This window comes from Planctomycetota bacterium (genome assembly GCA_038746835.1).
Lineage (GTDB): Bacteria > Planctomycetota > Phycisphaerae > Tepidisphaerales > Tepidisphaeraceae > JBCDKH01.
In genome coordinates, this window is sequence record JBCDKH010000122.1 from 1 (window position 1) to 11,687 (window position 11,687).

At 66.5% G+C, this 11,687-nt stretch carries 9 protein-coding genes; all 9 read right to left on the minus strand.

Annotated features, from left to right (window positions below):
• On the minus strand, nucleotides 1-473 hold a 473-nt coding region (locus AAGI46_11780; protein ID MEM1012885.1), incomplete at its 3' end, for a hypothetical protein.
• A gap of 103 nt (nucleotides 474-576) precedes the next feature.
• On the minus strand, nucleotides 577-1,515 hold the full coding sequence (locus tag AAGI46_11785) for a PEP-CTERM sorting domain-containing protein (protein ID MEM1012886.1): 939 nt from the start codon (nucleotides 1,513-1,515) through the stop codon (nucleotides 577-579).
• Between the two features lie 123 nt (nucleotides 1,516-1,638).
• Complete coding sequence (locus AAGI46_11790) at nucleotides 1,639-3,309, minus strand: FAD-dependent oxidoreductase (protein ID MEM1012887.1); 1,671 nt, start codon at nucleotides 3,307-3,309, stop codon at nucleotides 1,639-1,641.
• Nucleotides 3,306-4,421 carry a GntR family transcriptional regulator gene (locus AAGI46_11795; protein ID MEM1012888.1) on the minus strand — a complete coding sequence of 372 codons (1,116 nt, stop codon included), beginning with the start codon at nucleotides 4,419-4,421 and terminating at the stop codon, nucleotides 3,306-3,308. The genes AAGI46_11790 and AAGI46_11795 overlap by 4 nt, the downstream gene beginning before the upstream one ends.
• Nucleotides 4,418-5,221: a phosphodiester glycosidase family protein gene (locus tag AAGI46_11800; GenBank protein MEM1012889.1), complete on the minus strand. Its 804-nt coding sequence runs from the start codon at nucleotides 5,219-5,221 to the stop codon at nucleotides 4,418-4,420. Before AAGI46_11800 ends, AAGI46_11795 begins: the two co-directional genes overlap by 4 nt.
• On the minus strand, nucleotides 5,218-7,200 hold the full coding sequence (locus AAGI46_11805; protein MEM1012890.1) for an N-acetylmuramoyl-L-alanine amidase: 1,983 nt from the start codon (nucleotides 7,198-7,200) through the stop codon (nucleotides 5,218-5,220). Before AAGI46_11805 ends, AAGI46_11800 begins: the two co-directional genes overlap by 4 nt.
• Nucleotides 7,201-7,412: 212 nt before the next feature.
• Nucleotides 7,413-8,330, minus strand: coding sequence for a Gfo/Idh/MocA family oxidoreductase (locus AAGI46_11810; GenBank protein MEM1012891.1), 918 nt, complete (start codon nucleotides 8,328-8,330; stop codon nucleotides 7,413-7,415).
• A gap of 8 nt (nucleotides 8,331-8,338) precedes the next feature.
• The gene (locus AAGI46_11815; GenBank protein MEM1012892.1) at nucleotides 8,339-9,352 is read right to left on the minus strand and encodes a Gfo/Idh/MocA family oxidoreductase; all 1,014 of its coding nucleotides are present in this window, start codon (nucleotides 9,350-9,352) and stop codon (nucleotides 8,339-8,341) included.
• Nucleotides 9,349-11,391 carry a glucosamine-6-phosphate deaminase gene (gene nagB / locus AAGI46_11820; GenBank protein ID MEM1012893.1) on the minus strand — a complete coding sequence of 681 codons (2,043 nt, stop codon included), beginning with the start codon at nucleotides 11,389-11,391 and terminating at the stop codon, nucleotides 9,349-9,351. The genes AAGI46_11815 and nagB overlap by 4 nt, the downstream gene beginning before the upstream one ends.
• Nucleotides 11,392-11,687: the final 296 nt, after the last annotated feature.

Consider the following 11,687-nt stretch of genomic DNA (forward strand, 5'->3'; position numbering starts at 1 on the left):
CCGGGGACGTTGGCAAAGGCCTGTGAGTCGAAGAAGTTGGTGAAGCCGATGGTGGCGTATCCAAAGTTAACCGGCGTCTGGAAGCTTCCACCGGGGTTGACCAGGAAGCTCATGAAGTAGTCTTCGCCGTTGGCGACGGGCGTGTACGTGTCGATCGGCCTGAAGCCGCGACGGAAGGCTGCGGCACCGCCGGCGGCGAGATAACGGCCCTTGCCGCCCTCGGCGTAGGTGTCGGTGACGGGGGCGAGTGCCAGCGTGTCGTCACTCCCCTGAAGGTTGGCGGTCCCGACGGTCCATGCGCTGCTGAAGCCGGTCACGCCGACAGTCGGGTTGGCTCCGTTGTAGCCGCCCTGGTCGTTGTACGTGTCGGTGCCCGGACCGGTGACGAAGCTGTCGGCGGCGATGAGCTGGGCCGAGGCCGGCACGGCACAGGCGGCAGCGACGAGGGTGGCGGCGGTGAGTTGCTTTTTCATTCCTTCTCCGATTGAAGCGGTGGCAGGCAGGTGGGCCGACAGTCGCGTCGGCGAAAGGTGGCCGGCCGCAATGAAGCGACCGACCACCGGGGGGTGGGGAAGCTCAAGCACGTCGGCGGCGGAGCATTGCGCCGATGCCGCCCAGGGCGAGCACGGCAGCGGTCGTCGGCTCGGGAACGATCAAGTCGCTGGGTGCCAGTGCGATCATCGGCTCGTCGAAGAAGACGTTGCCGTTCCAGGCACGGGCGTCGTAGTTGAGGCGATCCAGGTTGGCGTCGCCGAACTGGAAGCCGTTGATCGTGCCGGTGACGAGCGCGGTGGCGGTGAGGCTGGCGTCGTCGGTGAAGTCGGTCGCGTTGACCCAGTAGGTGACGCTGTCGGCGTTGACGGTCGCCTTGTAGACGATGTTGTACGTGAGGTTGGCCGTATCGACGAGGTCGCCGTCGATGAGGATGGTGTCCTCGGCCGTCTGGCCCGTCGTGGTCCTCGAGCGGATGACGAGGCTGCCGGAGTCGGTCGAGCTCTTCTGGGCGAAGCCGACGAAGACGCCGTCGAGGAAGCCGCTGTTGGCCCCGATGGTCGGCTGGACGAAGTTGCCAAAGCCGGTGAGGGCGTAGCTGTCAGCGTCGCCCGTGGGAGCAATGCCGCCGCGGTTGACGAGGTGGCTGACGTAGAACGGACTGGTGCCCGGCGTGCCGGAGACGAGGTTGCGGGCGTTGGCCCGGCGAAACGGGTCGACTGGTGCGGCCGAGTAGGTGACCTTGCCGCTGAGCGAGCCGTCGATGCCGAGCGGTGCGTAGGACAGGCCGTTGTCGGACGCGGCGAACTGGACGGTGCCGGTGCCGCCGCCGTAGTTGCCGTCGGCAAAGCCGAGGCTCTCGAGCGTGCCGGGCTGCGAGACGAGCGGCAGGACCTGATACTCGCCGGCCGCGGGATCGCTGCCGATCACGTACGAGTCGGACGCCAGCAGCTGAGCCGAGGCGGCGGATGAGATGCCGAGAGCAGCAACAGCGGCCGCTGCAGTGAGGGTTCGTGTGAGCATGGGTTCTCCTTCTCCTGTGGAACAAAAGCGACAGCGACGAACGCGATGCTGGGCGAGACAATCGCCCCACGCTGCCGCTTGGATTCTTATATAAGCCCGAAAATACCACACCCGTGGGCCGTGTCAACGCAATTCGCCCTCCTCGACGCCCTCGGCGACGCGATCCGGCCACGACAACTCGACGCCGTCATCGGCGAGCGAGGCTTGAAATCCTTGCAATTCTCCCAGGTTCTCACGCACTTCGTGGGGCCGGACGTCGCGGGCCAGGCACCAGGCGGCGAGGCTGCCGGCTGCTTCGCCGATGGTCCATTCGACCGGATGCAACCGCGTGCAGCCGTTGGCGACGTGGCTCACACCGATCGCCTTGCCGGCTGCGATCAGGTTCGCGCTGCCCGGCTGGCCGGCCTTGGGAAGGAGCGCACCGAGCGGCACCTCGAACGGAGCGGCCTTCACGTAGACGCTGTTGCGACCGGCGGCAGTCGGGTGCAGGTCGATCATGTAGTGCCCGATGCCGACGCTGTCGGCGAACCGTTCGCCGAGGCCCGGCCGGTCGACGCCGTCGGCGACGCGTTGGTCGATTCCTACTTGTTTTTCAGTCAAAATCGTCTCGGCGAGCAGTCGCCGCGGCTCACGCACGTAGACGGCTTTCGCGAAGCCGTCGCTCGTGCCGAGGCAGTCGCCGGCGAGTTTCAGTTCCGGGTAGCCATGGCCGTCGTCGTGGCGAGGGGCGTCGGTCTGGAGCCAGCGGACGAAGCAGCGGGCCTGCTCTTTCGCCTCCGCTAGAACGTCGTCGCGGTGCAGGTACGGGTCGCTGCCCGGTGCGATGGCGGGCCGGCGGAAGTAGTCGGTTTGGACGATATTCCAGAGAGAAACGTCGCATTTCGGCGGGTCGTGCAGATGGCCGGCGACGAGACGGCGGTAGCGCCAAAGCTCCAGCTCGCCCTCGGCAGGCTCGTCTGGCGGCGGGATCATCGGCAGGTGACGCGGGTCGGTCGCGTCGTCGATGTCCCACGAGAAGAGCGGCCCAGGCCAGGGTGGCGTGAGCTCGGGCACGAAGCTTCGCCACGACTCGTAGCTCGCGGGCTGGTCGATGGTGTGGTCTTCGCCGGGGCAGTGTTCGAGGGCGAAGCACCAGCTGATCGCCTGCTGGTCGGCGGGATCGGTCGAACCGCCCAGATCGCCCCGACCGTGCATCTCGCCGAACACGTCGCTCCCTTCGGCACCGAGCATGAATCTGCAGCCGACGAGCGGGTAGAGATCGCCGAATTCTGTCGCGTCCAAGACGTACTTCGCGTCGACGCTGGTCACTCCGGTCGCCGTTCGGAAAACGACGGAGGCCACGCGGTCATTGTTGAGTTCTGCACGGACAGGGTTGGCTCCGCAGAGTACCTCAAGGCGACCGCACTCGATGTGCGGCTGGAGCATGTCGCGGAGGACGCGTTCACCCACGGCGGGGTCGAAACAGAGCCGGCTGACCCACCCGCCGCCGGGGTTGAGCCGACGATCGGCGCGTGCGTCGGCGGAGAGCCTGCCGTGCCGGCGATACCAGCTTCGGACGGCTCCGCGGAACGCGACGTAGCGACGGGTCGCCCCGAAGAAGCCGTCGTCGCCTTCGATCCAGCGGTGCTCGTCTGGCGGGACGCCCTGGCTGGTGAGCTGCCCGCCGAGCCAGTCGGTCGGCTCGGTCAGAATGCAGGAAACTCCCTTGGAAACGAGCGAAAGCACGGCAGCCACGCCACCGCATCCGCCGCCGACGACGAGTACATCAGTCCGCCGGACCGTCTCGCTGCTCATGACGTTGCCGGTGCCGTGCTGCCGCGGACGACGAGTTGGGCCGTGAGCGCTGGCGGAGCGACGGGTGATTCTTCAGTGATTTTCGCCAAAAGCTGAGCGACGGCCGTTTCGCCGAGGTTGACCAGCGGCTGATGCAGCGTCGTCAGTGCCGGGGAGAGGTGCGCAGCAGACGGCGGATCATCGACGCCGACGAGGCTCAGATCGTGCGGAACAGAACGCCTGGCGGCAGCCGCAGCGGCGTAGCAGTCGAGCGCGTAGTAGTAGCCGGCGGCGAAGATCGCAGTTGGAGACTGTGGATTTTCAAGGAGTTCCTGCAGTTTCTGCCGGCCGTCGTCGTCGAGCTTCCAGCCGCCGTCGTGCATGACGTGCTGGTCGTCCAGCTCAAAGCCGGCCGATCGAGCCTCTTCGCAGAAGCCACGCCAGCGGTCTTCGGCGTTGCTGGTGGTCGCCTCGCCGCCGCTGCCGACGTAGCCGAGGCGACGATGGCCCAGCTCGATCAGGTGCCGTGCCGCCCGTCGGCCGAGGTCGACGTTGTCGACGTCGACGGCTGTGACGTTGGATGCCGGGTCGACCGCGGCACCGACGACAACGCACGCTTTTCCCTTGTTTTTCGCTATGTCTGCGACTTCGTCCGGCAGCGGGTTGACGTATAGGAAGCCATCGCACTCGCCGCGGAGGTCGTCGTCGAATCGCAGGAGCACCAGGTCCAGCCTCGCCGAACGTGCGGCCCGGCGGACGCCTTCGAGCACCTGCGCGTGGTAGTGATCGGCCAGCGAGCTCTCTCGGTGGACGACGAGCCCGACGCGTCCCATTGCCCGGAGCGAGCGGCCGTTGCCGTTGGCGGCCTTGCGGACAAACGTGCCCCGGCCCTGGGATCTTTGAAGCAAACCGTCACCGACGAGCTCGCCAAGCGCGCGGTGCGCGGTGACGAGCGAGACGTTCATCTCGCGGCTGATCTGGGCGGTCGAAGGCATCCGCTCGCCCGGCTCGAACTGGCCGTCGTCGATCGCGCGGCGGATGGCGTCGCGGGCGACCACGTACAGCGGCTTGCCGGTCTCGGCCCGAACCGGGCTGAGCTGCGTGCGAGCGATCGTGGGCGTCCGTTGACTCATGGTCGCTCCCGTGAGTCTACACGATGAACGCGGACGCCGATGTGATTGGGAACCGGACGATGTGTCCCGGCGCTGGGCCGATTGCTCTGCCATTGGCCTTGTTTGTTCCGATAAAGAAAGGCAGACGAGCCGCCGCCGTCGAGGTTGACGGCATCGTCGGCACCGGCCTGGATCATCAATTCCGCAAGCTCCCGCAGCGTCACGCCGACACTGTGACCGGGCTGCCGGCCGTCGACGACGAGCAGAAAGAGCGTCGTCCCGGCCTCGTCAACGCCGGCACCGGTGCGCGGGTGCCGTTTGAAAGCGTCGACCCGCGCGGCCTCGCCGATGTTTTTACCGTCTTTCAGGATGGCGGTGCCGACGGGTGCGGTCTCGCTCGCGCCGACACCCGCGACGGCGTGGCGGACGCCTTCGAGCTTGGGTGCTTCGCCCGCGACGACCTCCGCTCGGCCATCGAAAATCAAGAGAACCGGGTCGTTCCCGCGTGGCTCGCTGACGAGCTCGCCGTCGCTGATGCAGAGGCCGACGATTTCGCGGGCCCCGAAGAAGTTGGCGTTCGTCGCCAGCGTCACGTCGTTCGCCTCGGCCCACTCGTCAGTCGGCACGCGGACCGGCACGCCTTCGTCGTTGCGTGTGTCACTGACGAACAGCTCGATGGCCGGGTCGGTCAGGTCGATCGTCGCGAGCCAGCCGCGGGCCAGGCCCACGTCGGTCTCGTACTCGACCGTCGTGATCGTCAGCGGCTCGGCACGAGCAATGCCGGCAAGAGCGAAAACGAGGATGCCGACCAGGCGAATCACAGACGAATCCTCCCGTCGCGGATGGCGGCGAAGGCTTCCTCGATCGCGTCGGCAATGCCTTCGCGTGCTGGGTCGAGTTCCTCTTCGTCACCGTCACCGATCTCGCCCTGCCAGTAGATGCCGACGAGATAGTGCAGGTTCGTCTCGCGATCGAAGACGTAAGCGACGTCGCAGAAGGAGCCGTCGCCGGGCCACCAGCCGGGCTTGTTGTACTGTTTGAAGTTCCCCAGCCGATCGAGGCCTCGGTCGACGAACGGCTCGTTGGTCTCGGCCATCGCGTCCGTCAATACGCCGAAGCCGTCGAGGTCGCGGGCATCGGTCAGGAACGTCGCGGCGGCGAGGCGGACGAGGTCGTCGGTGCTGGACCAGTTGCTCTCGCCACCGGCCGCATTGAGCGGCATGTCGGGCGCCGGTCGAGCGTCGACATCGACGACGGCCTCGCCAGAGACGAAGCGGGCCGGGCGACTGTGGTTCCAGTGCGGCCGGGTGAAGTGCCGGCGGATGAGGAGCGACTCGCAGCCGATTTCCTTGAGAAAATCACGCGTTTCGGCAAAGCCGGCGACCTCCTGGAGCGTGTTGAAGTCGTCGTTGTCGCTCTCCTTGATCATCGCCGTGAGCAGCTCGGCGACGGGTTTGGGCTCGCTGTCGTCGAGGGAGACCAGCCACGCCTGGAACGGCAACTCGGGCTCGAGGTCGTCGACCTGACGGAGCGTCATGAGCGCGGTCGCAAGCTTGACGGTGCTGGCCGGGTAGAAGCCGTCGTCGCCGGTGTCGCGCCAGCGGACGGCGCGGAGGCCGTCGACGTCGATCTTGGCGATCGTCATCGCACTGCCTTCGGGCATTTCAATCGCATCGAGCACAGCCTGCGACTCGCTCGTCGCCCCGCCGTCGAGAAGGACGATCGGCGTCTTGACGGTGCGGCGTTTCAGCCATGGTTGCGCGACCTTTGCGTTGGATCGAGTCGACGGCGGTTCTTCAGTCATGACGTCATGCGTCTCTTCGTCAACGAAATAGCGAAGCCCACCAAGATTGTTCCGGTTTCCAAAGACGTTCGAGTGTCGAAGAAAGATCTCAAAGGGGGCTTCGAGTCTTGGAAACCGCGCCGTCACCGTTCGAGTCTCGGCGTCGAAAGTATGAGCGACCTCCTCACCGTTGACGGTCAACGCGATTGACGATGGGACAGGTCCGCGGAACTCATCGCCCCACCACTTCGGTAGTCCGGTGTCGAGCTGATAAGTGACGACCATGTCCCCTTGGTCAAACTCCCACGTCATCGTTTGCGTCGGCCTGCCTGCGAAGGCCCATTCGACCAGGCCGCGGTAGATGGCGTAGGCCTCGCGGAGGTTGTGCCGCGGGTCGTCGAGTCGCTGTTCTTCCTCAGGATTCGAGTGAAAACTCGACTCCAGCAGCATGGCCGGGACGCGGGCGTTGCGGAGGACGCCGAAGCCGCTCTTGAACATCTGGAAGTCGCTCATCAGCGGCGACGAGTAGCCGACGTCGGTCCGCATGGTGCGGGTCAGCTCGCGGGCGATGTGGCGTGCGGCGTCGAGCTCCGGGCCGGCGGTGGCGAGGTCGCCGTGAAGGTAGATGCTCGTGTAGTTCACCACCGGCCGACTCGCGGCGTTGTGGTGCAGCGAGATGAACAGGTCCGCGTTCAGGTCGTTCGCAACCTTCGCCCGGTCGGCAAGTGACAGGTCGCGATCGATGTCGCGCGTCAGCTCCACCTTCGCCCCGGCGTCGGTGAGCATGCGCTCGAGCAGCTTGGCGACACGCAGATTGATCTCCGCCTCGCGCACGCCGGTCGGCCCACGCTTCCAATTCGGCAGGTGCGCGTCGCCACCGTGGCCGGGGTCGAGGACGAAGAGCATGTCCTTGAGGACGTGTTCCTCGGGGTGTCGCTCCAGGATCGTCTCGACCGGCGGGAAGTCGGTCCAGGCGCGCTCGCCGTCGAGCAGCGCCATTGCCTCGTCCATCGACATCGGGCGCGTGGTCTGAGCGAGAACAATCGATGGAAGTGAAACGAGCAGGCACACCCAAAGCGCGAGCGACCGCGCGATGGCTCGTGGAATGCGTCGACGAACGTCGGGCTTAGCCGCCCGCGTTAGCGGGCGATTCTGCGACCAGAAGCGCCCGCTGACGCGGGCGGCTAACTGCACAGGACGTTTGATGCTGGGATAAGGCTGGACAGCGTTCATCGGACTTCCTCGACGGGGACCCAAGCACCCTCGTTGGCTTGCGAGCGGTTGCCGGCTTCCATGACGGCGACGTTTTCGACGATGTCGCGAAGTGCGACCGGCGCCTTGCCGCCTTCGAAGAACGCGCACATGCCGACGATGAGTCGGGCGTAGACGGGCTCGAAGTCGACGACGAACGAGGTCGCGTTCTTCGTGCCGTGGACGGTCGCGCCGAACGCGTAGCCGCCCTTGCGTTCGAGTCGGATCGAGGCGAATCGGCCGTCGTGATATTCGAGGCGGACCAGGTCGCGGTCGTCGCCGCTGACGGCGCTGATGCGTGAGACGCCCGGGCCGAGGATGGCGTCGACGAGTTCGATCGCGTGGACGCCGTAGAAGAAGAGTCCGGCCATCGAGTCGTTCAGTTCGCCCGGCCCGAAGGCGTCGACGGCGACGAGATCGCCGAGCTGGTCGGCGTGAAGGTCTTCGAGTTCCTTGACGAATCGCAGACTGCTGGCCGAATAGCAGCGGGCGCCCGACGCGCGGCTGACTTCGAGGAGCTCCTTGGCCTCGGCCAGCGAGCAGGTCAGCGGCTTGTCGACGTACGTCGGCAGGCCCTTGCGGACGGCCGGCAACGCGAGTTCGAGGTGTCGATTGCCGTTGACGGCCAGGACCATCACGCCATCGACGGCGTCGAGCATGGCGTCCAGGTCGTCCACGTGCTCGACGCCCAGCTTCCGTGCCTCGGCCAGCCAGCCGTCGACGTCGTCCTGCGGCATGTCGTGCCGGCCGTCGGTCCAGAGGTGCGTGACGCGGCAGCGTGTATTGCCGGCCTTATGCAGGTCGGCGATGCGGGAGGCGAAGGCCGGCAGGTGGGACGAGTCGACGCCGATGACGCCGAGGCGGAAGTCGCCGGATGCGGTGGAAACTTGGCTCATCGTCGACTCTACAGACGGGGAAGGTCGACTCGAACACGGCGTTCGAGACTGTCGCGTTCGGCATCGAGCAGCCGGTGCGTCGCGATCGCGTCGGCCAGCGTGACGTCGGGCGATTGGCCCTCGGCGACGGCCTGGACCATGTGGCGAATCTCGCCGTCGTAGCCGTTGCCGGCCGGCAGATCGACGGGCGTAAGCGCTCCGCCGCGGGCGAGTTGGAGCGGCTCGTCGCGGGCGATGTCAAAGTCGGCGGTGCCGGCGTCGAAGTCGGCGACGTATCGCATGCGGAAGTCGGTGCCCTCGTGATGCCACGCACCTTCAGCCACGACGCGGAGGTCCGCATCGTCGTAGTGGTACATCGTCGTGACCGCGTCGACGTGGCCGACGCTCGTCACGCCCGCAGGCCTGCCGAGGCAGAAGTGGACGAAGTCGCTGTCGTGGACGTGCAGGTCGACGAGTGCCCCGCCGCTCTGCGACGTGTCGGCGTAGAAGCCGTTCCAGCCGGGTCGTGCGCCGATGCGTTGCAAGGACAGTGATCGCAGCTGGCCGAGGCTCTTGTCGGCGATGGTGTCGCGCAGCCACGTCCAGCCGGGCCAGAACCGCATGCACATCGCCGGCATGCAATAGCGTTTGGTTTCGGCAGCGATGCCGGCGAGTCTTTCGATCTGCCGCGTGTCGACGGCGATGGGCTTTTCAACCAGAACGTGCTTGCCGGCCCGCATCGCGGCGGCGGCGAGGTCGACGTGACTCGGCGTGGGCGTACAGATGCTGACGAGGTCGACGTCGTCGTTCGCGAAGAGCTCCTCGGCAGTCGCGTAGCCGCGGACCGCTGCAGGATCGAACAGCCGGTCGGACGACGCACCCGAGTCGAGGTTGCCGCCGGCCGACGCGTGGCCGGTTCGACGCGCCTCGTCCGCATCCGCCACGGCAACGAGTGTCACGCCGTCCGCGGACTGGTACGCAGCGACGTGGGTTTGCCCCATGAAGCCCAGACCCACCACCCCGACCCGGACGACGTCGCTCACGCCTCGCCGCCCTTCCAGCGGACGAAGCCCTCGATCGCCTCGTACTCGGCCAGGCCGAGCGCGTCGTAGCGACGGGCGGTCTCACGCGTGCGGTCTTCGGCCCTTTCCCAGAACTCGCGCTCGTCGGTGCCAGGGAAGAGGGCTTTGTCCTTCTGCGACTCGTGCTTGAAGATCGCGCGTCGCTTGCGCTCGACCTCGCTCGGCGCCAGCGGAACGGCCATCTCGATGTCGCCGACTTCCCACTCCTGCCACGCGCCTCGATAGAGCCAGACCTCGCACTCGGCGAACCACGGCTCGTCCTTCACTTCGTCGATGGCTTCGAGAATCGCAGCGAGACACGTGCGGTGCGTGCCGTGCGGGTCGGACAGGTCGCCGGCGGCGTAGATCTGGTGCGGCTTGACCTCGCGAAGCAGGTCGGCGGTGATGCGGACGTCTTCCTCGCCCAACGGCTGTTTCCGGACGCGGCCGGTCTCGTAGAACGGCAGGTCGAGGAAGTGGATTCGTTCGGGCGAGACGCCCGAGTGCTGGGCGGCGTTGCGGGCTTCGGTGCGACGGATCATGCCCTTGATCGCCTGGAGCCGCGGATGGTCGACGTCGCCCGGCTCCTTCTCCTGCGTGAACTTGAGCAGTTCGGAACGGAGTGACTTGGCCTTCTTGACGGCCTCGGTGTCGAAGCCGATCGCATCGGCGGCCTCGGCGACGAAGTCGGCGTGCCGCAGGGCCGCATCGTCGAAGACGGCGATGTTGCCGCTGGTCTGGTAGGCGACGCTGACGTCGTGGCCTTGATCGCACAGGCGGATGAGCGTGCCGCCCATCGAGATGACGTCGTCGTCCGGGTGCGGGCTGAAGACGAGGCACCGCTTGGGAAACGCGCTGCTGGATCGCTCGATGCCGCTGTAGTCGGGTCGGCCTTCGGGTTTGCCGCCGGGCCAGCCGGTGATGGTGCGTTGCAGGCTCTTGAAGACCTCGACGTTGATGTCGTACGCCCCGGAGAACGGCTCGTCACCCTCGCCCCCGCGAAGGGCGACGAGCTCCTGCAGGCCATGCTCGTTGAAGTCCTCGTCGGTGAGCTTGAGCAGCGGCTTCTCGACGGTGCCGGCCAGCCAGATCGCGGCGGTGCGTGTGCGCTCGGTGGTCCAGTCGAGGCCGAACTGCTCCATCGTGCCCAGCAGCCATGGGCTCTGGAATCGCGTGAGCTTGTCAGCGGCCGCGGTGTCGAGGACGACGCGGGCGTTTTCGTGTTCCTGCAGATAGCTGGCAGCGATGATCGGGCTGATCGGACCCTCGACGGCCTCGCGGACGACGGGGGCCTTGTTCTCGCCCCAGGCCATCATGATGACCCGGCTGGCGGACAGAATCGTCGCGACGCCCATCGTGATGGCACGCCGTGGGACGTTGTTTTCGCCAAAGAAATCGCTGGCCGCATCGAGCCGCGTCACGCGGTCAAGCGTGATCAGACGCGTCCGGCTGTCGCGACCTGAGCCTGGCTCGTTGAAGCCGATGTGTCCCGTCCGGCCGATGCCCAGGAGCTGGATGTCGATGCCACCGGCGTCGGCGATCTTCTGCTCGTAATCGGCGCAATACGCGGCGATTGTGTCGATCGACAGCGTGCCATCGGGCACGTGCGCGTTGGCCGGATCGATGTCGACGTGGTCGAAGAGGTGTTCCTTCATGAACCGCACGTAGCTCTGCAGCTCGTCAGGCGGCATGGGGAAGTACTCGTCCAGGTTGAATGTCACCACGTTCGCGAATGAGAGCCCTTCCTCCTGGTGCAGCCGGATCAGCTCGTCGTAGACGCTCGTCGGCGTCGACCCGGTGGCGAGGCCGAGCACCGCCTGCTCGCCGCGATCGGCCTTGCTGCGGATCAAATCCGCGATCTCCGCGGCCACGGCCCGGCTGGCGGTCTTGGAGTCGGCGAAGACGCTGGTCGGGATGCGCTCGACGGGCGTGACGAGCAGATCGAGCGACGTGTCCGTCTCAAGAGACAAGACGATCCGGCGATCATCCGAAACTGGGGTCGCGGTGGCAGTCTGAGGCATTGCGTCGTCGAGGCTGGAAGGGTCCGGAGCGTTATATAAGACCGCACCCCAGACTACCGGATTCGGCAGGCGATTCCAAGCGCTAGGACGGCTTCTGACCTCTGCTCCGTCATCCCGAGCGCAGCCGAGGGACCTCGTTTTGAGCCAGCATCGATGACCGGACGAGGTCCTTCGACTCGCTGCGCTCGCTCAGAGGGTGTCCAAGAAGTGGCACGCGGTTCGCGCTCTTGGCTTGCGATGGCAAGACCCCCTTACGAGACGGACCTCACCGACAGGCAGTGGCGGACACTCATGCC

What these genes read in the sequence shown, in the direction of transcription:
- AAGI46_11785 (MEM1012886.1), bottom strand. Translation starts at nt 1,515, where the DNA reads ATGCTCACACGAACCCTCACTGCAGCGGCCGCTGTTGCTGCTCTCGGC.
- AAGI46_11790 (MEM1012887.1), bottom strand. Translation starts at nt 3,309, where the DNA reads ATGAGCAGCGAGACGGTCCGGCGGACTGATGTACTCGTCGTCGGCGGC.
- AAGI46_11795 (MEM1012888.1), bottom strand. Translation starts at nt 4,421, where the DNA reads ATGAGTCAACGGACGCCCACGATCGCTCGCACGCAGCTCAGCCCGGTT.
- AAGI46_11805 (MEM1012890.1), bottom strand. Translation starts at nt 7,200, where the DNA reads ATGTCGATGGACGAGGCAATGGCGCTGCTCGACGGCGAGCGCGCCTGG.
- AAGI46_11810 (MEM1012891.1), bottom strand. Translation starts at nt 8,330, where the DNA reads ATGAGCCAAGTTTCCACCGCATCCGGCGACTTCCGCCTCGGCGTCATC.
- nagB (MEM1012893.1), bottom strand. Translation starts at nt 11,391, where the DNA reads ATGCCTCAGACTGCCACCGCGACCCCAGTTTCGGATGATCGCCGGATC.